This is a genomic window from Leclercia sp., from assembly GCF_036780805.1.
Taxonomy (GTDB): domain Bacteria; phylum Pseudomonadota; class Gammaproteobacteria; order Enterobacterales; family Enterobacteriaceae; genus Enterobacter.
Map to the genome: position 1 here is coordinate 92,088 of NZ_DAIQCE010000012.1, position 21,646 is coordinate 113,733.

18 protein-coding genes and 1 riboswitch are annotated in these 21,646 nt (G+C 56.1%); of the genes, 13 read left to right on the plus strand and 5 right to left on the minus strand.

Translation table 11 applies throughout. From position 1 onward, the window contains the following. Positions 1–180: 180 nt before the first annotated feature. From V7Q49_RS20215 to V7Q49_RS20235, 5 genes are read left to right on the plus strand one after another with little or no spacing between them, the layout of a single operon-like run. On the plus strand, positions 181–1,260 hold the full coding sequence (locus tag V7Q49_RS20215) for a PTS fructose transporter subunit EIIC (protein ID WP_333854721.1): 1,080 nt from the start codon (positions 181–183) through the stop codon (positions 1,258–1,260). Between the two features lie 14 nt (positions 1,261–1,274). Beyond that, complete coding sequence (locus V7Q49_RS20220; protein ID WP_333854722.1) at positions 1,275–1,595, plus strand: PTS fructose-like transporter subunit IIB; 321 nt, start codon at positions 1,275–1,277, stop codon at positions 1,593–1,595. A gap of 51 nt (positions 1,596–1,646) precedes the next feature. After that, positions 1,647–3,944, plus strand: coding sequence for a formate C-acetyltransferase (locus tag V7Q49_RS20225; protein ID WP_333854723.1), 2,298 nt, complete (start codon positions 1,647–1,649; stop codon positions 3,942–3,944). Next, positions 3,910–4,785 (plus strand): [formate-C-acetyltransferase]-activating enzyme, encoded by an 876-nt coding sequence (locus V7Q49_RS20230; RefSeq protein ID WP_333854724.1) that lies wholly within the window; start codon positions 3,910–3,912, stop codon positions 4,783–4,785. Before V7Q49_RS20225 ends, V7Q49_RS20230 begins: the two co-directional genes overlap by 35 nt. A gap of 14 nt (positions 4,786–4,799) precedes the next feature. Beyond that, positions 4,800–5,144: a PTS fructose-like transporter subunit IIB gene (locus V7Q49_RS20235; protein ID WP_442913084.1), complete on the plus strand. Its 345-nt coding sequence runs from the start codon at positions 4,800–4,802 to the stop codon at positions 5,142–5,144. Here the strand turns inward: V7Q49_RS20235 and V7Q49_RS20240 are convergent. From V7Q49_RS20240 to argE, 3 genes are all read right to left on the minus strand, one after another. After that, positions 5,131–5,979, minus strand: coding sequence for a helix-turn-helix transcriptional regulator (locus V7Q49_RS20240; RefSeq protein WP_333854725.1), 849 nt, complete (start codon positions 5,977–5,979; stop codon positions 5,131–5,133). The two genes, V7Q49_RS20235 and V7Q49_RS20240, sit on opposite strands and share 14 nt — an antisense overlap. Before the next feature lie 94 nt (positions 5,980–6,073). After that, on the minus strand, positions 6,074–8,725 hold the full coding sequence (gene ppc, locus V7Q49_RS20245) for a phosphoenolpyruvate carboxylase (protein ID WP_333854726.1): 2,652 nt from the start codon (positions 8,723–8,725) through the stop codon (positions 6,074–6,076). Positions 8,726–8,972: 247 nt separating this feature from the next. After that, entirely contained in the window at positions 8,973–10,124 is a 1,152-nt protein-coding gene (gene argE, locus V7Q49_RS20250; protein ID WP_333854727.1) for an acetylornithine deacetylase, read from the minus strand. A gap of 88 nt (positions 10,125–10,212) precedes the next feature. On the opposite strand from argE, the gene argC reads away from it, so the two are divergent. The 4 genes from argC to oxyR all read left to right on the plus strand — a co-directional run bounded on the left by argC (position 10,213) and on the right by oxyR (position 14,694). After that, entirely contained in the window at positions 10,213–11,217 is a 1,005-nt protein-coding gene (gene argC / locus V7Q49_RS20255) for an N-acetyl-gamma-glutamyl-phosphate reductase (protein WP_333854728.1), read from the plus strand. Positions 11,218–11,223: 6 nt separating this feature from the next. After that, the gene (gene argB, locus V7Q49_RS20260) at positions 11,224–12,000 is read left to right on the plus strand and encodes an acetylglutamate kinase (RefSeq protein WP_333854729.1); all 777 of its coding nucleotides are present in this window, start codon (positions 11,224–11,226) and stop codon (positions 11,998–12,000) included. A gap of 77 nt (positions 12,001–12,077) precedes the next feature. Beyond that, entirely contained in the window at positions 12,078–13,451 is a 1,374-nt protein-coding gene (gene argH, locus V7Q49_RS20265; RefSeq protein ID WP_333854730.1) for an argininosuccinate lyase, read from the plus strand. Between the two features lie 325 nt (positions 13,452–13,776). Continuing rightward, positions 13,777–14,694, plus strand: a complete 918-nt coding sequence (gene oxyR, locus V7Q49_RS20270; protein WP_142487549.1) for a DNA-binding transcriptional regulator OxyR — start codon at positions 13,777–13,779, stop codon at positions 14,692–14,694. Here oxyR and sthA read toward each other — a convergent pair. Next, positions 14,677–16,077: a Si-specific NAD(P)(+) transhydrogenase gene (sthA, locus tag V7Q49_RS20275; protein WP_142487548.1), complete on the minus strand. Its 1,401-nt coding sequence runs from the start codon at positions 16,075–16,077 to the stop codon at positions 14,677–14,679. The genes oxyR and sthA overlap by 18 nt on opposite strands. A 196-nt stretch (positions 16,078–16,273) precedes the next feature. On the opposite strand from sthA, the gene fabR reads away from it, so the two are divergent. Beyond that, complete coding sequence (gene fabR, locus V7Q49_RS20280; protein ID WP_032615233.1) at positions 16,274–16,912, plus strand: HTH-type transcriptional repressor FabR; 639 nt, start codon at positions 16,274–16,276, stop codon at positions 16,910–16,912. Positions 16,913–16,922: 10 nt separating this feature from the next. Further along, on the plus strand, positions 16,923–17,282 hold the full coding sequence (locus V7Q49_RS20285; RefSeq protein WP_032615232.1) for a YijD family membrane protein: 360 nt from the start codon (positions 16,923–16,925) through the stop codon (positions 17,280–17,282). Between the two features lie 45 nt (positions 17,283–17,327). Here the strand turns inward: V7Q49_RS20285 and trmA are convergent, their stop codons facing one another. Next, positions 17,328–18,428: a tRNA (uridine(54)-C5)-methyltransferase TrmA gene (trmA, locus tag V7Q49_RS20290; RefSeq protein WP_333854731.1), complete on the minus strand. Its 1,101-nt coding sequence runs from the start codon at positions 18,426–18,428 to the stop codon at positions 17,328–17,330. 104 nt (positions 18,429–18,532) lie between these two features. Continuing rightward, positions 18,533–18,831, plus strand: a riboswitch (cobalamin riboswitch). 66 nt (positions 18,832–18,897) lie between these two features. On the opposite strand from trmA, the gene btuB reads away from it, so the two are divergent. Then, on the plus strand, positions 18,898–20,745 hold the full coding sequence (btuB, locus tag V7Q49_RS20295; protein ID WP_333854732.1) for a TonB-dependent vitamin B12 receptor BtuB: 1,848 nt from the start codon (positions 18,898–18,900) through the stop codon (positions 20,743–20,745). Then, positions 20,690–21,541 carry a glutamate racemase gene (gene murI, locus V7Q49_RS20300; protein WP_333854733.1) on the plus strand — a complete coding sequence of 284 codons (852 nt, stop codon included), beginning with the start codon at positions 20,690–20,692 and terminating at the stop codon, positions 21,539–21,541. The genes btuB and murI overlap by 56 nt, the downstream gene beginning before the upstream one ends. The last annotated feature ends 105 nt before the right edge of the window (positions 21,542–21,646 follow it).

The following is a 21,646-nucleotide window of genomic DNA, read 5'->3' on the forward strand; positions in this document are numbered from 1 at the left end:
GCTTTTCATCAGGAGCACGTGAGAGGGGTATGAAATTACGAGGCGGATCGCATTTTTCTGTCTACATTACAAAAATCCAGTAAATGGTGTTTTTATCCACTGTCTGTGTCCTGTCGGATTGCCTATTGTTTGCCACAACATCTTTATGGATTTGGGCCAAACATAGCCCGGGAGCGACCGATGAAAGAACTGGTACAGATTCTTAAAAACACGCGACAGCATCTGATGACAGGGGTGTCGCATATGATCCCCTTTGTCGTGGCGGGCGGTATTTTGCTGGCGATATCAGTAATGCTCTATGGCAAGGGGGCGGTGCCGGATGCCGCGACCGATCCCAATCTGAAGAAACTGTTTGATATTGGCGTTGCCGGGCTCACGCTGATGGTGCCATTCCTGGCCGCCTACATCGGTTACTCCATCGCTGAGCGCGCTGCCCTGGCACCTTGCGCCATTGCCGCGTGGGTTGGCAACAGCTTCGGTGCCGGGTTCTTCGGCGCGATTATTGCCGGGGTTCTGGGCGGTATCGTCGTCTACTACCTGAAAAAGCTGCCCGTAGCGAAAGTTCTGCGCTCCGTCATGCCCATTTTCATCATCCCCATTATCGGCACCTTTATTACTGCAGGCATCATGATGTGGGGGTTGGGTGAGCCTATTGGCGCGCTTACTACCAGCTTAACCCAGTGGCTGCAGGGCATGCAGCAGGGGAGCATCGTTGTACTGGCGGTAATTATGGGGTTGATGCTGGCCTTTGATATGGGCGGGCCCATCAATAAAGTTGCCTATGCCTTCATGCTGATTTGTGTGGCGCAGGGCGTTTATACCGTCGTGGCGATTGCTGCGGTTGGCATCTGTGTGCCACCGCTGGGGTTGGGCCTGGCAACGCTGATTAACCGTAAAAATTTCACCGGCGAAGAACGTGAAGCCGGGAAAGCGGCTCTGGTGATGGGGTGTGTTGGCGTCACCGAAGGGGCGATTCCCTTCGCCGCTGCCGATCCCCTTCGGGTTATTCCCTCCATCATGCTGGGCTCCGTCTGTGGTGCCGTGACGGCGGCCGTGCTTGGGGCACAGTGTTACGCCGGGTGGGGCGGTCTGATAGTGCTGCCGGTTGTGGAAGGCAAACTGGGGTATATCGCGGCGATAGTGGTCGGTGCGGTGGTGACTGCCGTTAGCGTCAATGTGCTGAAGAGTCTGGCGCGTAAGAACACGACCCAGGTCGCGCAAAAAGAGGACGACCTGGATCTGGATTTTGAAATTAACTGAGTGAGGAAGAGAACATGGCCCGAATTGTTGCAGTAACCGCATGTCCGTCTGGCGTAGCGCATACCTACATGGCTGCGGAAGCGCTTGAAAGCGCAGCGAAAGCGAAAGGTTGGGAAGTCAAAGTCGAAACGCAGGGCTCGATTGGTCTGGAAAACGAGCTTACGTCTGCAGAGATAGCGGCAGCGGATATGGTCATTCTGACCAAAGACATCGGCATCAAATTTGAAGAGCGCTTCACCGGAAAGACCATTGTGCGCGTCAACATCAGCGACGCGGTAAAGCGCGCCGAAGCCATTATGAACAAAATTGATACGCATCTGGCGCAAACTGCCTGATCTCCACCCGCCCTGCCGGGCGGGGTTGTTTCACTTTACTGGAATGCCCTCATGACGAACCGTATCCAACGCCTGAAAGACGCGCTGTTTGCTAACCCGCGAGAAATCTCACTCGAACGTGCATTGCTTTACACCGCCAGCCATCAACAAACGGAGGGTGAACCAGTGATGATCCGTCGGGCGAAAGCGACGGCGTATATTCTTGACCACGTGGAAATCGCGATTCGTGATGAGGAGCTGATCGCCGGTAACCGTACGGTAAAACCGCGTGCGGGGATTATGTCACCGGAGATGGATCCCTACTGGCTGTTGAACGAGCTGGAACAGTTCCCTTCTCGTCCGCAGGACCGCTTTGAAATCAGCGAGCAAGATAAGCAAATCTATCGCGAGCGGCTTTATCCCTACTGGGAAAAGCGTTCGATGAAAGACTTCATCAACAGCCAGATAACCGATGAGGTAAAAACCGCCGTCGGTACGCAGATATTCAGCGTTAACCAGACGGATAAAGGCCAGGGGCATATCATCATCGACTACCCACGCTTGTTAAACAATGGGTTGGGCGCACTGGTGGCGCAGATGCATGAATACTGCGCGCGGGATCCTCATAACACGTTCTACCAGGCTGCTCTGTTGCTGCTTGAAGCTTCTCAGCGTCACATTCTGCGCTACGCGCGGCTGGCGGAACAGATGGCGCAAGATTGCCCTACTACCGAGAGGCGCCAGGAGCTACTGACTATCGCCAACATCTCCCGTCATAATGCGCAGCACAAGCCGCAAACCTTCTGGCAGGCGTGTCAGCTGTTCTGGTATATGAACGTTATTTTGCAGTATGAATCAAACGCCAGCTCACTCTCTATTGGCCGCTTTGACCAGTATATGCTGCCGTTCTATCAGGCCTCGCTGACCCAGGGCGAAAACGCGGCCTTTTTGAAGGAACTGCTGGAATCGCTCTGGATAAAATGCAACGACGTGGTGCTGCTACGTTCAACCAGCAGCGCCCGCTATTTCGCCGGGTTCCCGACCGGTTACACCGCACTGTTAGGCGGCTTGACCGAAAATGGCCGCAGCGCGGTGAATGTGCTGTCCTTCCTGTGTCTGGACGCCTACCAGAGCGTTCAGTTACCGCAACCCAATCTCGGTGTGCGCGTCAATGAGCTGATCGACAGACCCTTCCTGCTAAAAACGGCAGAGACTATCCGCCTCGGTACCGGCATCCCACAGATTTTTAACGATGAAGTGGTGGTGCCTGCGTTTCTAAATCGTGGTGTGTCGCTGGAAGACGCCCGGGATTACGCCGTTGTTGGCTGCGTTGAGCTTTCCATTCCGGGTAAAACCTACGGTTTGCACGATATCGCCATGTTTAACCTGCTGAAAGTAATGGAAATCGCCATGCAGGAGAACGAGGGTAATGCCGGGCTGAGCTATGAAGGACTGCTCGAGGATATCCGCAACAAAATAAACTATTACATCGCGCTGATGGTCGAGGGGAGCAATATCTGCGATATCGGCCATCGGGACTGGGCGCCGGTACCGCTGCTCTCCTCCTTTATCAGCGATTGCTTAGAGAAGGGGAAAGAGATCACCGACGGCGGTGCTCGCTACAATTTTTCCGGCGTGCAGGGAATAGGCATCGCCAACCTGAGTGACTCGCTATATGCGCTGAAAGGGATGGTCTTTGAGCAGCAACGCTTAAGCTTTGATGAACTATTAGCAGTACTGAAGGCTAATTTTGCCACCCCGGAGGGTGAAAAAATCCGGGCACGGCTGATCAACCGTTTCGATAAATATGGCAACGACATCGACGATGTTGACAACATCAGCGCGGAATTGCTGCGGCATTACTGCAAAGAGGTCGAAAAATATCGCAATCCGCGCGGTGGACAATTCACCCCTGGCTCGTACACGGTATCGGCGCACGTTCCGTTGGGTGCCGTGGTGGGAGCTACGCCTGATGGCCGTCTGGCAGGTGAGCAGCTTGCCGATGGCGGTCTCTCGCCTATGCTCGGACAGGATATGCAAGGGCCCACAGCGGTGCTGAAATCGGTAAGTAAGCTGGACAATTACCTCCTCTCCAATGGCACCTTGCTCAACGTAAAATTCACTCCGGCGACGCTGGAAGGCGATGCCGGGCTGCAAAAGCTAGCCGATTTCCTGCGCGCGTTTACCCAGCTCAAACTACAGCACGTTCAATTCAACGTGGTGAATGCCGATACGCTGCGCGAAGCCCAGCAGCGCCCACAGGATTTTGCCGGGTTGGTGGTCAGGGTTGCCGGATACAGCGCCTTCTTTGTCGAGTTGTCGAAGGAGATCCAGGATGACATCATCCGCCGCACCGCGCATCAGTTGTGAGGTTATTGATACGCGCGCTGATATCGCGCGCATCTTCAATATCCAGCGTTATTCCCTGAATGACGGGCACGGTATTCGTACAGTGGTTTTTTTTAAAGGATGTCCGCATACCTGCCCGTGGTGTGCCAATCCTGAATCAATGTCGTCAAAAATTGAAACTGTGCGCCGGGAAAGCAAATGTCTGCGCTGTGCCCCCTGCCTGCGTGATGCCGATGAATGCCCTTCAGGGGCCTTTGAGCGAATTGGCCGGGATGTGACGCTGAACGAACTGGAGCGTGAGGTAATGAAAGACGATGTTTTCTTTCGCTCCTCCGGTGGGGGTGTCACTCTTTCAGGCGGTGAAGTTCTGATGCAGGCACCTTTCGCCACGCGTCTGTTGCAGCGTTTGCGACGTTATGGCGTGTCTACCGCAATAGAGACCGCGGGTGATGCGCCGTTGTCGAGGCTGCTACCGCTGGCGCAGCAGTGTGATGAAGTGCTGTTCGACCTGAAAATAATGGAGCCAGAGCAGGCGCGGGCAATCGTGAATATGAATTTGCCCCGCGTGCTGGATAACCTGAGCCGTCTGGTGGCAGAAGGGATTAACGTCATCCCCCGCGTCCCGCTTATCCCGGGTTATACACTGCACCCTGCCAATATCACCCGCGTACTGGAATTTCTGATACCCTCAGGGATACAACAACTGCATTTACTGCCTTTTCATCAATATGGCGAACCAAAGTACCGGTTGCTTGGACATACGTGGACAATGAACCATATCGCCATGCCAGATGCTGATGAGATTGCCGCCGTACGCCTGCTGGCAGAACGGGCAGGGTTCCAGGTTATCGTGGGAGGTTAATGATGGCAGTGATGATGGGACGACAGCTGGTGGCGGTAACGGCCTGTGTCAGCGGCGTGGCGCACACCTATATGGCCGCCGAACGTCTGGAAAAACTTTGTCAGCAAGAGCATTGGGCCATTCGTATTGAAACCCAGGGGGCGTTAGGGATTGAATGCGCGCTGACGGAAGAGGATATACGCTGTGCCGATTTGGCGCTGTTAATCACCGATATCGAGCTGGCTGGCAGCGAACGTTTTAAACAATGCCGCTATGTTAAATGCGGTATTAATGCTTTCCTGCGTGACCCGCAAAAAGTGATGAGCGCGGTGCGAAAGTTATTATCCGCGCCTCAGCACACACAGCTTATTCTGACGTAACGGTCTTGCCGGTCAGCTGGCTGTGATACTGACGACGATACTCTGACGGGGAACGCTCCGTGTTCTTACGAAATAGCCGACAAAAATAGTTACTGTCGACAAATCCGCAGGCATGCGCCACCTCTTTTACTTTGAGATCATAGCCCTTAAGCAGCTGGCGAGCATGCTCAAGCCGGGTATGCGTCAGGTACTCATTAAAACCCACCGCGCCGGTTTTCTGGAAAAGATGTGACAGGTAGTTGGGCGAGATATAAAACGCCTGAGCCACCGATTCCCGTGTAAGCGGCAGGGCATAATGTTCATCAATATGGCCGCGAATAGCATCGAACAGCGCCTGGCTACGCGATGCGGTCTGGATCTGGCTGCCAAGCAGGTCGGTACAGTGGCTCAGCAGGCTGGCGACGATCAGACGCGCGGTCTGCTGCTCCTGAGGCTGCATTTGCATTTCATGCAGCGTTTGCAGCAAGAAGGAACCAATGCGCGGCCCGCGACGTGCGACGTGTTGCTTAGCCAAATTACGGTGCGCTACGCCGTCCCATTGCAGGAGACTAAATCCGAGCTGCTGTTTGCCGAACAGGATGCTCAACGTCGTTGCAGGCTGCTGCCAGCGAGGAAAATTCCAGCCGCCAGCCGGGACATACAGGATGTCGTACTGCTGTAACCCAGGAGCGACACTGTCCTCAACGACGCCCTTCAGGACGATCTCAAGACGTGGAAAATCAACCTGTAACGCCAGAGCAGGGGCCGGAGAAGGGGAGCTGGCAAAATGGACATGACGCAGCAACATTGGGCCGCCGATCAATTCTGCCAGGATTTGGCTGATATCGTATTGCATAGTGAGACTACCGAAATGTGCCGGGTGGCGCTAACGCTTACCCGGCCTACTTATCGTAGGCCCGTGCAAGCGCAGCGCCGCCGGGCATAAAGCCTTAACCGGTGTTACGCATCCCCGCCGCAACGCCCGCGATGGTGACCATCAGCGCTTGTTCCACGCGTGGATCCGGCTCCAGACCCTCTTCTTCCGCTTTACGCGAGCGGTGCAGCAGTTCTGCCTGCAGCACGTTCAGCGGGTCGGTGTAGATGTTACGCAGCTGGATGGACTCGGCAATCCACGGCAGATCGGCCATCAGATGGGAGTCGTTGGCAATATCCAGCACCACTTTGATGTCATCTTCCAGCAGCTCGCGCAGCTCGCTGCCCAGCGCCCACAGCTCCGGTTTCACCAGACGCTGATCGTAGTATTCCGCCAGCCACAGGTCGGCTTTCGAGAACACCATCTCCAGCATGCCGAGGCGGGTTGAGAAGAACGGCCAGTCGCGGCACATCGTTTCCAGTTCGTTCTGTTTGCCATCTTCCACCACTTTTTGCAGGGCGGCACCGGCACCCAGCCAGGCGGGCAGCATCAGGCGGTTCTGCGTCCAGGCGAAGATCCACGGGATAGCACGCAGAGATTCAACCCCGCCGGTCGGGCGACGTTTTGCCGGACGTGAACCCAGCGGCAGTTTACCCAGCTCCTGCTCCGGCGTGGCCGAGCGGAAGTAAGGCACGAAGTCTTTGTTTTCGCGCACATAGCCGCGATACATATCGCAGGAGATATCCGACAGCTCGTCCATGATATGACGCCAGTCGTCTTTTGGCTCCGGCGGCGGCAGCAGGTTCGCTTCCAGAATGGCGCTGGTATAAAGCGACAGGCTGCTTATGGTCACTTCCGGCAGACCGTACTTGAAGCGGATCATCTCGCCCTGTTCGGTGACACGCAGGCCGCCTTTCAGGCTGCCCGGCGGTTGAGAGAGCAGAGCCGCATGAGCAGGGGCACCGCCACGGCCAATCGAGCCGCCGCGACCGTGGAACAGGGTCAGTTCAATCCCGGCTTTTTCACAGGTTTTGATCAGTGCATCCTGGGCCTGATACTGCGCCCATGAGGCGGCCATCACGCCCGCATCTTTTGCGGAGTCGGAATAGCCAATCATGACCATCTGTTTGCCCTGAATAAAGCCGCGATACCAGTCGATATTTAGCAGCTGGGTCATCACGTCGTTGGCGTTATTCAGGTCGTCGAGTGTTTCAAACAGCGGCGCAACCGGCAGGGCGAAGGTGATACCCGCTTCTTTCAGCAGCAGATGAACCGCCAGCACGTCGGACGGGGTTTTCGCCATCGAGATCACATAGGCCGCCACCGATCCTTGCGGCGCATCGACGATCGCTTTGCAGGTGTCGAGCACTTCGCGGGTCTCTTCGCTTGGCGCCCAGCTCCGCGGCAGCAGCGGACGTTTGGAGTTCAGTTCGCGGATCAGGAAGGCCTGTTTGTCGGCTTCTGACCAGCTTTCGTAGTCGCCAATGCCGAGATAGCGGGTCAGTTCGCCCAGCGCCTCGGTGTGGCGGGTGCTCTCCTGACGCACATCGATACGCACCAGCGGTACGCCGAAGCACTTCACGCGGCGCAGGGTATCAAGCAGCTCGCCGTTGGCGATGATGCCCATCCCGCAGGCCTGCAGCGACTGATAACAGGCGTACAGCGGCTCCCACAGCTGCTCGTTCTGGCTCAGCAGACCGGCTGGTTTCGGCAGGCGCTGGCCCTTAAGGCGCGCTTCCAGCCAGGCCTGAGTTGCCAGCAGCTGGCTGCGCAGGTTTTTGAGCAGGAAGCGGTAAGGTTCGGTTGCCCCGGCTTCACCCACCAGCTCAAGCAGCTCTGGCGTGGCTTCGACCATGGACAGCTCTGAAATCAGAATCTGAATGTCTTTCAGGAACAGGTCGGTGGCTTTCCAGCGGCTCAGCAGCAGGACGTGACGGGTGATTTCGGCGGTAACGTTCGGGTTGCCGTCGCGGTCGCCGCCCATCCAGGAGGTGAAGCGCACCGGCACAAAATCCACCGGCAGGCGATAGCCGAGGTTCTCTTCCAGCTGTTCATTCAGCTCACGCAGGTAGTTAGGTACCCCTTCCCACAGGCTGTTTTCCACCACCGCAAAGCCCCACTTGGCTTCATCAACCGGGCTTGGGCGGTGCTTACGAATCTCATCGGTATGCCAGGACTGGGCAATCAGCTGGCGCAGGCGGCGCATCAGCTGGTTACGTTCGTAGTCAGCAATCTCTTTGTTATCCAGCTGCTTGAGGCAGTTGTTCACTTCACCCATTTTGTGGATCAGGGTGCGGCGGGTGATCTCGGTCGGGTGGGCGGTTAACACCAGCTCCAGTGACAGAGACTCGACGGCCTTTTTGATGGTCGCTTCGTTGAGGTCGGGTTGGTCCTTGAGTTTTCTGAGCGTGCGGGCAATCACTTCCGGGTTGCTGGCCCCTTCGCCATTCGGCGAAATGCTGTGGTACTGTTCGGCGGTGTTCGCCAGGTTAAGGAACTGGCTGAAGGCACGGGCAACAGGCAGCAGCTCGTCGTTGGAGAGGTTCTGCAGCGTGGTGAGCAGCTCCTGACGATTGGCTTCGTTACCGGCACGGGAAGATTTAGACAGTTTACGGATTGTTTCAACGCGATCGAGAATGTTCTCGCCCAACGCATCCTTGATGGTATCTCCCAGCACCTTGCCGAGCATACTGACATTACTACGCAACGCGGAATATTGTTCGTTCATAAAAACCCAGTCACCCCATCATTTTTGTTTATGCCCAGCCAGACTTCTAACGGACATTATTTTGTCATCTCCCTTTATAAAGCCACGTAAAACCCCCGTCGTCAATTGCTGCGAAAACGGTTCAGCAAACGAAAAAATGCGGGCAATTTACGAAATTTAATTGGCTTTGCGTCAGATAAGAGATGCTTATGAGAATGTGACGGGGATCATGAGATTTTTCCCCTCTCGTGAGAGAGGGGGACAGTCATTAATGCCAGCAGAAGTGATGCACAACCTGAGTAATTAACTCACGGGTCGGTTTGATAAAGCGCGTTTCAAGGTACTCATCCGGCTGGTGGGCCTGGTTGATGGAGCCCGGTCCAAGGACCAGCGTTGGACACAGAGTCTGAATAAACGGTGCTTCGGTGCAGTAGTTCACCACGTCGGTTTTCTCGCCGAGCAGTTTTTCCACCACTTCGACCAGTTGGTGGTCCGGTGGGCACTCGTAACCCGGGATCGGCGGATGCAGTTCTGAGACCGTCAGGCGGCCCGGCCAGCGTTCGCTCACCGGGGCCAGGGCTTCATTCAGCAGGCCGTCGAGATCGCTCAGCGTCATGCCCGGCAGCGGACGGATATCCATATGCAGTTCGCAGCAGGCGCAGATGCGGTTGGAGGCATCGCCGCCGTGCAGGCTGCCGAGGTTCAGGGTTGGATACGGCACGGTGAACGCGTCGTAGTGATAACGCTCTTTCAGGTCGTCACGCAGGGTCATGATGCGGCCAATGGCATCGTGCATCAGCTCGATAGCGTTTACGCCACGCGCCGGATCGCTGGAGTGGCCGGACTGGCCCAGCACGCGCACCGCCGTGGAGATATGGCCTTTATGCGCACGGATTGGCTGCAACGACGTTGGCTCGCCGATGATGGCGCAATCCGGGCGAATCGAGGTGTTTTCAGAGAAGTAGCGCGCGCCCGCCATGCTGGTCTCTTCATCGGCGGTCGCCAGGATGTAGAGCGGCTTTTTCAACGTTTTTACGTCGACGTCACGCAGCGCATCGAGGATAAAGGCGAAGAAGCCTTTCATGTCGGCGGTGCCCAGCCCGTAGAGCTTGTTATCGTGCTCGGTCAGGGTGAAGGGATCGCGCGTCCAGCGGCCATCGTCAAACGGCACGGTATCGGTGTGTCCCGCCAGCAGCAGCCCGCCCGCACCCTGTCCGGTACTGGCGAGCAGGTTAAATTTATTACGGGTTCCCGGTACCGGCTGAACCTCCACCTTAAACCCGAGATCGCTGAACCACCCCGCCAGCAGATTGATTAAAGTCTCATTACTCTGATCCAGCGCTTCTTCCGTTGCGCTAATGGACGGCGTGGCAATCAGGGCGCGGTAGATCTCGATAAATGGCGGTAAATTCATTTTCATTGTTGACACACCTTAGGTCGTGATAGTATCAATATTCATGCAATAAATGTGAATAAAAATACATTAACGTTGAGCATAAAGGAACCCGATGTTGAATACGCTGATTGTAGGCGCTAGCGGTTATGCGGGCGCAGAGCTTGTAAGCTACGTGAATCGCCATCCTCATATGACCATAACCGCTTTGACTGTCTCAGCGCAAAGCAATGATGCAGGAAAGTTAATTTCCGATTTACATCCGCAACTTAAAGGGATTGTCGATCTGCCGTTGCAGCCAATGTCGGATATCAGCGAGTTTACCGACGGCGTGGACGTGGTGTTTTTAGCCACCGCGCATGAAGTCAGCCACGACCTGGCGCCGCTGTTCCTGGCCGCCGGCTGCGTGGTGTTCGATCTCTCCGGCGCGTTCCGTGTGAACGACGCCGCGTTCTATGAAAAATACTATGGCTTCACCCATCAGCACCCGGATCTGCTTGAAAAAGCGGTGTATGGCCTGGCGGAGTGGAGCGCAGATGCCCTGAAAGAAGCGAATCTGATTGCCGTACCGGGTTGCTACCCGACGGCGGCGCAGCTCTCTCTTAAACCGCTGATCGACGCGGGTCTGCTGGATCTGAACCAGTGGCCGGTGATCAACGCCACCAGCGGCGTGAGCGGCGCAGGGCGCAAAGCGGCGATCTCCAATAGCTTCTGTGAAGTGAGCCTGCAGCCGTATGGCGTGTTCAATCACCGTCATCACCCGGAAATCACCACCCATCTCGGGGCGGAGGTCATCTTTACGCCGCATCTGGGCAGCTTCCCGCGCGGGATCCTCGAAACCATTACCTGCCGCCTGAAACCAGGCGTGACCAAAGACCAGGTAAATGAAGTCTTTACCCAGGCCTATGCGGATAAACCGCTGGTGCGTCTGTATGACAAAGGCGTACCGGCGCTGAAAAACGTGGTCGGCCTGCCGTTCTGCGATATCGGCTTTGCCGTGCAGGGCGAGCACCTGATTGTGGTGGCCGCAGAAGATAACTTACTCAAAGGCGCAGCCGCCCAGGCCATGCAGTGCGCAAATATTCGTTTTGGCTATGCTGAAACGCAGTCTCTTATTTAAGGTGTGATGATGAACCCATTAATTATCAAGCTTGGTGGCGTACTGCTGGACAGCGAAGAGGCGCTGGAGCGTCTGTTTACCGCGCTGGTGAACTATCGCGAATCCCATCAACGCCCGCTGGTGATTGTTCACGGCGGCGGCTGTGTGGTCGATGAGTTAATGAAAGGCCTGAACCTGCCGGTGAAAAAGAAGAACGGCCTGCGCGTCACGCCGGCTGACCAGATCGACATTATTACCGGCGCACTGGCGGGCACCGCTAACAAAACCCTGCTGTCCTGGGCGAAGAAACACCATATCGCCTCCGTTGGCCTCTATCTGGGCGATGGCGACAGCGTAAAAGTGACCCAGCTCGACGAAGAGCTCGGCCACGTTGGGCTGGCGCAGCCGGGTTCGCCGCAGCTGATTAACACGCTGCTGGCAGGCGGTTTCCTGCCGGTGGTCAGCTCTATCGGTGTCACCGAAGAGGGCGCGCTGATGAACGTCAACGCTGACCAGGCGGCGACGGCCCTGGCGGCGACGCTGGGCGCAGACCTGATCCTGCTCTCTGACGTGAGCGGCATTCTGGACGGTAAAGGCCAGCGCATTGCGGAAATGACCGCCGCCAAAGCTGAGCAGCTGATCGAGCAGGGCATTATTACCGACGGCATGATTGTGAAGGTGAATGCGGCGCTGGATGCCGCCCGTACGCTCGGTCGTCCGGTGGATATCGCCTCATGGCGTCACGCGGAGCAACTTCCGGCGCTGTTCAACGGCACGCCGATCGGCACGCGTATTCTGGCTTAATCAATTTATTGTTTTGTAGGCCCGGTAAGCGAAGCGCCACCGGGCAATGAAATTCAAAGATATAAAGGAAGCATGTTATGGCACTTTGGGGTGGGCGTTTTACACAGGCAGCAGATCAACGGTTCAAACAGTTCAACGACTCTTTGCGCTTCGACTACCGCCTGGCCGAACAGGATATCGTCGGCTCTGTGGCCTGGTCCAAAGCGCTGGTCACCGTGGGCGTGCTGACCGCAGACGAACAGCTGCAGCTGGAAGAGGCGCTGAACAACCTGCTGGAAGAGGTGCGTCTGAACCCGCAGCAGATCCTCGAGAGCGACGCTGAAGATATTCACAGCTGGGTGGAGGGCAAGCTGATCGACAAAGTCGGCCAGCTGGGTAAAAAACTGCACACCGGCCGGAGCCGTAACGACCAGGTCGCCACCGACCTGAAGCTGTGGTGTAAAGATACCGTGGTGGAACTGCTGGCGGCGAACCGTCAGCTGCAGAGCGCGCTGGTGGAAACCGCGCAAAACAATCAGGATGCGGTGATGCCGGGTTATACCCACCTGCAGCGCGCGCAGCCTGTTACCTTTGCCCACTGGTCACTGGCCTACGTTGAGATGCTGGCGCGTGACGAGAGCCGTCTGCAGGATACCCTGAAGCGTCTGGACGTGAGCCCGCTGGGCAGCGGCGCGCTGGCCGGCACCGCCTATGAAATCGACCGTGAACAGCTGGCCGGCTGGCTGGGCTTTGCCTCCGCCACCCGTAACAGCCTGGACAGCGTCTCCGACCGTGACCACGTGCTGGAGCTGCTCTCCAATGCCTCTATCGGGATGGTGCACCTGTCGCGCTTTGCTGAAGACCTGATCTTCTTCAACTCTGGCGAAGCCGGTTTTGTAGAGCTGTCTGACCGTGTGACCTCCGGCTCTTCCCTGATGCCGCAGAAGAAAAACCCGGATGCGCTCGAGCTGATCCGCGGCAAGTGTGGCCGCGTACAGGGTGCGCTGACCGGCATGATGATGACCCTGAAAGGGCTGCCGCTGGCCTACAACAAAGATATGCAGGAAGACAAAGAAGGGCTGTTCGACGCGCTCGACACCTGGCTGGACTGTCTGCATATGGCGGCGCTGGTGCTGGACGGCATTCAGGTGAAACGCCCGCGTTGCCAGGAAGCGGCCCAGCAGGGCTATGCGAACTCCACCGAGCTGGCGGATTATCTGGTCGCCAAAGGCGTGCCGTTCCGTGAAGCGCACCATATTGTTGGTGAGGCGGTAGTGGAGGCCATTCGTCAGGGTAAACCGCTGGAAGATTTGCCTCTGACCGACCTGCAGAAATTCAGCAGCGTGATTGGCGAGGATGTCTATCCGATCCTGGCGCTGCAGTCCTGCCTGGACAAGCGTGCAGCGAAAGGCGGCGTGTCGCCGAAGCAGGTGGCGCAGGCGATTGCGGATGCGAAAAACCGCTTGGTTTGATTTGTGCGGGCTGGTGCCCTCACCCCGGCCCTCTCCCACAGGGAGAGGGAGCAACCACTAAAAATGGCAACTTCGGTTGCCATTTTGCTTTTATCCCGGGCTTTTTTTTACGCAAAAAAAAGCGGACCACGGGGTCCGCAAAAGTTCACGTTGGCTTTAGTTGTTCGAGCTTTGAGAGAAACTCGTAAGACGGGACAGGACTTCAAGGGTAATCGGTGCCGCCTCGTCTCTGTGATGCATTATTCAACAGAACGCTTGATAGGGATAATCGTTCGTTGCTATGCTATCTATCGCCATGAACTATCGTGGCGACGGAGGATGAATAATGAATATTCGTGATCTTGAATACCTGGTCGCATTAGCTGAACACCGCCATTTCCGCCGCGCGGCAGATTCCTGCCACGTCAGTCAGCCGACGCTGAGCGGTCAGATCCGCAAGCTGGAAGATGAGCTGGGCGTGATGCTGCTGGAGCGCACCAGTCGTAAAGTGCTGTTCACCCAGGCAGGTCTTCTGCTGGTGGATCAGGCGCGCACCGTGCTGCGCGAGGTCAAAGTGCTCAAGGAAATGGCAAGCCAGCAGGGGGAGACCATGTCCGGCCCGCTGCATATTGGCCTGATCCCAACCGTTGGCCCGTACCTGCTGCCGCAGATCATTCCGATGCTGCATCAGACCTTCCCGAAACTCGAAATGTACCTGCACGAAGCGCAAACCCATCAGCTGCTGGCGCAGTTAGATAGCGGCAAGCTCGACTGCGCCATTCTGGCGCTGGTCAAAGAGAGTGAAGCCTTTATCGAAGTGCCGCTGTTTGATGAGCCGATGATGCTGGCGATCTACGAGGATCACCCGTGGGCGAACCGCGATCGCGTGCCGATGGCCGATCTGGCCGGTGAAAAGCTGCTGATGCTGGAAGATGGTCACTGCCTGCGCGATCAGGCGATGGGCTTCTGCTTCGAAGCGGGTGCCGATGAAGATACCCACTTCCGTGCAACCAGCCTGGAAACGCTGCGCAACATGGTAGCGGCAGGAAGTGGTATTACGCTGTTACCCGCGCTGTCAGTCCCGCCAGAGCGTCGCCGTGACGGGGTGGTCTATCTGCCGTGTATCAAGCCGGAGCCGCGCCGTACCATTGGTCTGGTCTATCGTCCGGGGTCGCCGCTGCGCAGCCGCTATGAGCAGCTGGCAGAGGCCATCCGCAGTTCGATGGATGGCCGTTTCGACAGTGCGTTAAAACAGGCGGTTTAAGCCGTTCAGCGCCGCTACCCGATAGGCTTCTGCCATGGTCGGGTAGTTAAAGGTGGTGTTAACAAAGTATTCGATAGTGTTACCGCCACCTTTTTGCTCCATGATCGCCTGGCCGATGTGAATGATTTCCGCCGCACGCTCACCGAAGCAGTGAATGCCAAGGATCTCTTTCGTTTCGCGATGGAACAGAATCTTCAGCGTACCCACGCTCATCCCGACGATTTGCGCCCGCGCCAGATGTTTAAACTGGGCACGACCCACCTCGTAAGGCACCTTCATGGCCGTCAGCTGCTGCTCGGTTTTCCCGACGGAGCTAATTTCCGGGATGGTGTAAATGCCGGTCGGGATATCTTCAATCAGATGTGCCGTCGCTTCACCTTTCACCAGCGCCTGAGCCGCAATGCGCCCCTGGTCATACGCCGCTGAGGCCAGGCTCGGATAACCAATCACGTCACCCACGGCATAGATATGCGGCAGGGCGGTCTGGTACATGCTGTTGACCTTGAGCTGTCCACGGCTGTCGGTGGTCAGGCCAATATTTTCCAGCGCCAGCGAATCGGTGTTACCGGTACGGCCGTTGGCATACAGCAGGCAGTCGGCTTTCAGCTTTTTGCCGGACTTCAGGTGCATGATCACGCCATCATCGCAGGGTTCGATCTTCTCGTACTCTTCGTTGTGACGAATTACCACGCCGCTGTTCCAGAAGTGATACGAGAGCGAGTCGGACATCTCCTGATCGAGGAACGCCAGCAGACGGTCACGGGTGTTGATCAGGTCAACTTTGACGTTCATGCCGCGGAAGATGGAGGCATATTCACAGCCGATCACCCCGGCGCCGTAGATCAGCACGTGGCGTGGCTCATGGTGCAGGCTCAGAATGGAGTCGCTGTCGTAGACGCGCGGATGGGAGAAATCCACATCGGCCGGACGGTACGGGCGCGAGCCACAGGCAATGACAAATTTTTCGGCAGTGATGGTCTCGACGGAACCGTCATGACACTCCAGCGCCAGCGTATGCTCATCAACGAAATGCGCGCTGCCCTGCAGAATTTCGCAGTGGTTGCGCTCATAAAAACCCTGGCGCATCCGCGTCTGCTGATTAATCACGGTATCGGCGTGATTCAGGATATCGGCAAATGAAGAACGGAGGAGGCGGGAGTGATCGCTGTAAAGAGGGTTCTGGTTGAATTCAATAATGCGGCTGACGGCGTGGCGGAGGGCTTTGGATGGGATAGTGCCCCAGTGGGTACAGCCGCCGCCAACGTTATGGTAGCGCTCAATAACCGCTACTCTGGCTCCTTGCTTAACCAGTCCCATAGCAGCGCCTTCGCCGCCGGGGCCGGAACCAATAACTATTGCGTCGTAATCGTAGGAATGTGACATGGTAAGGCTTACCTGTTCTTATACATAAAAGCAACAGAATAGTAACATCATTGGCGGGATAACCCAATTATCGTTGTGCTCTTTTCGCGTGGTGGAGCACAAACAACAGGGAAACCTTCATTCTGTAAGCCAGGTAAACAGATTAATTTTATTCTCTGGTATAGTGCCAGCGGGCCTTTGGAAGGATTCAACTATCGTGATGGGCGTAAGAGCACAACAAAAAGAGAAAACCCGGCGTTCGCTGGTAGAAGCCGCATTCAGCCAGCTGAGTGCCGAGCGAAGTTTTGCCAGTCTGAGCCTGCGCGAAGTCGCACGCGAAGCCGGGATTGCGCCTACCTCGTTCTACCGTCACTTCCGTGACGTAGATGAACTGGGTCTGACCATGGTGGATGAGAGCGGGCTGATGCTCCGCCAGCTGATGCGCCAGGCGCGCCAGCGTATCGCCAAAGGGGGCAGCGTGATCCGCACCTCCGTTTCCACCTTTATGGAGTTTATCGGCAACAACCCTAACGCGTTTCGTTTACTGTTGCGGGAACGCTCGGGGACCTCGGCCGCGTTTCGTGCCGCCGTGGCGCGTGAGATTCAGCATTTTATTGCGGAACTTGCCGACTATCTTGAACTCGAAAACCATATGCCGCGCGCCTTCACTGAAGCGCAGGCCGAGGCGATGGTGACAATAGTCTTCAGTGCGGGCGCCGAAGCACTGGATGTAAGCGTTGAACAACGCAAGCAACTCGAAGAGCGACTGGTATTGCAACTGCGGATGATCTCTAAAGGAGCGTATTACTGGTATCGCCGTGAACAAGAAAAACTGGCGCATCAATCCGATGAGTGAAAGGTGAGTAATGAAACAGACAGGACAGGATAAAGGAACATTGTTGCTGGCATTGATCGCTGGCTTATCCATTAACGGGACTTTTGCAGCGATTTTTAGCTCCATTGTACCGTTTTCGGTTTTCCCGATGATCTCTCTGGTGCTGACGGTGTACTGTCTGCATCAGCGTTATCAGAATCGCACCATGCCGGTGGGGTTACCGGCATTGTCGGCGGCGTTCTTTGTGCTGGGTGTCCTGCTGTATAGCACCGTAGTGCGTGCAGAGTACCCGGACATTGGTTCTAACTTCCTGCCTGCGGTACTGTCGGTAGCGCTGGTCTTCTGGATTGGCTTTAAAATGCGTAACCGTAAGCAGCAGCTGCCAGAGTAAGATGTTATAGGCCGGGTAAGCGCAGCGCCACCCGGCAATAACGGTTTACCGGGCCGTCAGTAACACCCCGCACTCCATGTGGTGCGTATACGGGAACTGATCGAACAATGCCAGACGTTCAACCTTGTGCGTCTGGCTTAATGTTTCCAGGTTCTTGCATAAGGTTTCCGGGTTGCAGGAGATATACAGAATTCGCGGGTACGCCTGCACCATCTTCTCGGTTTCGCTGTCCAGCCCGCTGCGCGGTGGATCGACAAAAATCGTCTCACACTGGTAGCTCTTCAGATCAATCCCCTGCAGACGGTTAAATTCCCGCACGCCGTTCATCGCCTGAGTAAACTCTTCCGCCGACATGCGAATGATCTGCACATTATCAATGTGGTTCGCCGCGATGTTGTACTGTGCGGAAGCGACCGACGGTTTGGCGATTTCGGTGGCCAGTACGCGATTGAAGTTACGCGCCAGCGCCAGCGAGAAGTTGCCGTTACCGCAGTACAGCTCCAGCAGATCCCCGGTTGAGCCTTCGGTAGCATGCAGCGCCCACTCCAGCATTTGCACGTTCATTGCCGCGTTCGGCTGAGTAAAGCTGTTCTCAACCTGGCGATAAATCATCTCTTTGCCCGCCACCGGCAGGCGTTCGTCGATGAAATCCTGATCCAGCGCGATTTTGGTTTTTGTCGCGCGGCCAATCAGATGCACGTTGATGTTCTGCGCGCGCAGCGCATCACGCAGGGCTTCTGCGGCCTGGCGCCACTCATCATTCAGCGCTTTATGGTACAGCAGGGAGACGATGGCCTGATTGCTTTGGGTGGTCAGGTAGTCAATCTGGAACAGCTTATGGCGCAGCAGCGGATTATTGCGCACGCCGTCCATCATCAGGGTCATCAACTGGTTAATCAGCTCGCTCGCCGCCGGGAAGCTATCCACGCGGATCCGGCTTTTGGTCTGCTGATCGAAAATGATGTGATACAGGTCGTCGCCGTCATGCCAGATGCGGAATTCGGCACGCATACGGTAATGGCTGACTGGGGAGCGGAACACCTCAGGCGCAGGCGCAGCAAAAGGCGTCATCATACTTTGCAGACGGACGACTTTCTCTGCCAGTTGCGCGTCGTACTGTTCTGTCGGGAGGTGTTCGGGGGTCATGATGCTTCCTGATTGATGATGAATTACGCGGGGATTGTAGGGATTGTGCAGGGGATGTCCAGCCTTAATGGTTAACGGCTGTCTGGACATCTATACGTATCTAAATGTAGCATTATGTTTCCGGTCTCTTGTGAGTGAAAAGGGAATCCAGTGCAAATCTGGAGCTGACGCGCAGCGGTAAAGACTGGCGGGATGAGCGCTGTAGACACTGCTTTAAATCCACAAAATCATTCAAGTTGCATCAAGGCGGCAAGCGAGCAAATCCCCAGGAGCATAGAAACTATGTGGCTGGGGTGAGCGAGTGCAGCCAACACAGAGGCAGCTTGAAGGATGACGTGGGCGGGAAGTCTTCATCCACCTAACGCCACCTAGCCCGAAGACCTGCCGGGATCACGTCGCATTTGGTTTCATCATCGCGTGCTATGGGTGAGGCCTGCGGCATCCTTCTTATATTGTGGATGCTTTAACAATGATTAAAAAAGTATCGCTGTTGACGGCGCTTTCCGTCACGGCATTTTCGGGCTGGGCGCAGGATGGCGCAGACTCGTTGGTGGTGACGGCAAACCGTGTTGCACAACCTGCTAATACCGTTCTGGCCCCCAGCTCCGTTGTTACGCGGGAAGATATTGAGCGCTGGCAGGCAAAAAGCGTCGTTGAGGTCATGTCACGCTTACCGGGTGTGGATATTGCCCAGAGCGGCGGCATGGGTGCCAACTCCTCTACCTTTATCCGCGGGACGGAATCCCGCCATGTGCTGGTGCTGATCGACGGCATTCCACTGAATAACGCCGGGATCAGTAACTCACCTGACCTCAGCCAAATCCCCGTTTCGCTCATCCAGCGTGTCGAATACATTCGCGGCCCGCGCTCGGCTCTGTATGGTTCGGATGCAATTGGCGGCGTGATCAACATCATTACGGGTCGCGACAAGCCAGGGGCGGAAATTACCGCCAGCGTCGGCTCGAAAGGGTATCAATCCTATGATGGTGCGTTCCAGCAGGTGCTGGATAAAACCAAAATCACGATGGGCGGTAACTATACCTACACCCGCGGCTTTGATATCGATGCGGCCGATGCGCCACGCCAGCCCGATCGCGACGGCTTTATGAGTAAGTCGCTGTTTGGCTCGGTTGAGCAGCAGATCACCGACAACCTGAGCGGTTTCGTGCGTGGCCTCGGCTATGACAACCGCACCGCGTATGACGGCTATGAGCATTATGACGATAGCTTTATGGTTGATGGACTGCCGGACACCCGTCAGCTTTACAGCCAGAACTGGGACACCGGCCTGCGCTATAACCAGGGGATCTATCAGACGCAGCTGGTAGCCGGTTACGGTCGCAGTAAAGACCAGAACTACGATCCGAGCAAAGGCCGTTATGCTTCGTCCGCTACCATGGATGACGTTAAGCAGTACACCACCCAGTGGATGAACACCGTCACGGTTGGTCACGGCAATATCGGTGCCGGGCTGGACTGGCAGAAGCAAAAAACCCAGGCGGGAACGGGTTATCTGGATAAAGGCTACGAGCAGCGCAACACCGGCGTATTCCTGTCTGCCATGCAGCAGTTCGATAGCGTCACCCTGGAAGCCGCGGCACGTAATGACGATAACTCTAACTTTGGTAACCATAGCACCTGGCAGACCAGCGCCGGCTGGGAGTTTATCGACGGTTACCGGATCATCGGTTCCTACGGCACGGCCTATAAAGCGCCGACCATGAGCCAGATCCACAGTGCGGACTATGGCAACCCGGACCTGAAGCCGGAAGAGAGCAAGCAGTGGGAAGGCGGTTTTGAGGGGCTGACCGGGCCGGTAACCTGGCGTGTATCCGGTTATCGCAACGATATCGACAACCTGATCAGCAGCGACCCGCGTACGTACCGCTATTACAATGTGAATAAAGCGCGTATTAAAGGTATCGAAGCCACGGCGCAGTTTGATACTGGCCAGGTAGGGCATCAGATTTCCTACGACTACGTTGATCCGCGTAATGCCAAAACCAACGAAGTGCTTGCCCGCCGTTCGAAGCAGCAGGTGAAGTACCAGTTGGATACGCAGGTGTGGGATCTCGACTGGAACCTGGCCTACCGCTACCTGGGTACCCGTTATGATGATGATTTCAGCTCATACCCGTCTCGCAGAGTGAAAATGGGCGGTGTAAGCCTGTGGGATCTCGCCGTTTCATATCCTGTCACCTCTCACCTTACAGTTCGTGGTAAAATCGCCAACCTGTTCGATAAAGACTACGAGACAGTTTATGGCTACGAAACTGCAGGACGGGAATACACCTTGTCTGGCAGCTACACCTTCTGACCCACGTCCCACCGTCCTGGTGTTTGACTCCGGTGTCGGTGGGCTTTCAGTCTATGATGAGATTCGGCATCTCCTGCCGGATCTTCATTACATCTATGCATTCGATAACGTGGCTTTTCCGTATGGGGAAAAGAGCGAAGAGTTTATTGTCGAACGCGTCGTTGAGATCGTTACTGCGGTGCAACAGCATTACCCTCTTGCACTGGCGGTGATTGCCTGTAATACGGCGAGTACGGTTTCCCTTCCAGCCTTACGCGAAAAGTTTCCGTTCCCGGTTGTCGGCGTGGTGCCGGCGATTAAACCTGCGGCGCGCCTGACGGCGAATGGCGTGGTGGGACTGCTGGCAACGCGCGGTACGGTTAAGCGTCCTTATACGCGCGAACTGATCGAGCGCTTTGCCAATGAGTGTCAGATCGCGATGTTAGGTTCTGCCGAGCTGGTGGAGATGGCCGAAGCGAAACTGCACGGTCAACCGGTACCACTGGAAGAGCTGCGTCGTATTCTGCGTCCGTGGCTGCGTATGGCGGAGCCGCCAGATACCGTTGTGCTGGGCTGCACGCACTTCCCTTTATTACAGGAGGAGCTGCTTGCCGTACTGCCGGAAGGCACCCGGCTGGTGGATTCGGGCGCGGCTATTGCCCGTCGCACTGCCTGGCTACTTGAACATGAAGCGCCAAATGCAAAATCTGTCGATGCCAACATCGCTTATTGCATGGCCTTGACCGATGAAACTGAGCAACTTTTACCCGTTTTGCAGCGTTACGGCTTCGAAACGCTCGAAAAACTAGCGCTGTAGCACGTTTTTGAGCAAAAAAAAGACGGTTGAAAGATTTTTTTAAATTAGCTCTTGTCACCGCCGGAGAACTCCCTATAATGCGCCTCCACTGACACGGAACAACGG

Bases quoted from the DNA above. Each gene is read 5' to 3' on its own strand.
- V7Q49_RS20230 (WP_333854724.1), top strand. From the start codon at position 3,910: ATGACATCATCCGCCGCACCGCGCATCAGTTGTGAGGTTATTGATACG.
- argC (WP_333854728.1), top strand. From the start codon at position 10,213: ATGTTGAATACGCTGATTGTAGGCGCTAGCGGTTATGCGGGCGCAGAG.
- argH (WP_333854730.1), top strand. From the start codon at position 12,078: ATGGCACTTTGGGGTGGGCGTTTTACACAGGCAGCAGATCAACGGTTC.
- V7Q49_RS20215 (WP_333854721.1), top strand. From the start codon at position 181: ATGAAAGAACTGGTACAGATTCTTAAAAACACGCGACAGCATCTGATG.
- argE (WP_333854727.1), bottom strand. From the start codon at position 10,124: ATGAAAATGAATTTACCGCCATTTATCGAGATCTACCGCGCCCTGATT.
- sthA (WP_142487548.1), bottom strand. From the start codon at position 16,077: ATGTCACATTCCTACGATTACGACGCAATAGTTATTGGTTCCGGCCCC.
- V7Q49_RS20220 (WP_333854722.1), top strand. From the start codon at position 1,275: ATGGCCCGAATTGTTGCAGTAACCGCATGTCCGTCTGGCGTAGCGCAT.
- V7Q49_RS20285 (WP_032615232.1), top strand. From the start codon at position 16,923: ATGAAACAGACAGGACAGGATAAAGGAACATTGTTGCTGGCATTGATC.
- murI (WP_333854733.1), top strand. From the start codon at position 20,690: ATGGCTACGAAACTGCAGGACGGGAATACACCTTGTCTGGCAGCTACA.
- argB (WP_333854729.1), top strand. From the start codon at position 11,224: ATGATGAACCCATTAATTATCAAGCTTGGTGGCGTACTGCTGGACAGC.
- ppc (WP_333854726.1), bottom strand. From the start codon at position 8,725: ATGAACGAACAATATTCCGCGTTGCGTAGTAATGTCAGTATGCTCGGC.
- btuB (WP_333854732.1), top strand. From the start codon at position 18,898: ATGATTAAAAAAGTATCGCTGTTGACGGCGCTTTCCGTCACGGCATTT.
- V7Q49_RS20225 (WP_333854723.1), top strand. From the start codon at position 1,647: ATGACGAACCGTATCCAACGCCTGAAAGACGCGCTGTTTGCTAACCCG.
- trmA (WP_333854731.1), bottom strand. From the start codon at position 18,428: ATGACCCCCGAACACCTCCCGACAGAACAGTACGACGCGCAACTGGCA.
- V7Q49_RS20240 (WP_333854725.1), bottom strand. From the start codon at position 5,979: ATGCAATACGATATCAGCCAAATCCTGGCAGAATTGATCGGCGGCCCA.
- oxyR (WP_142487549.1), top strand. From the start codon at position 13,777: ATGAATATTCGTGATCTTGAATACCTGGTCGCATTAGCTGAACACCGC.
- V7Q49_RS20235 (WP_442913084.1), top strand. From the start codon at position 4,800: ATGGGACGACAGCTGGTGGCGGTAACGGCCTGTGTCAGCGGCGTGGCG.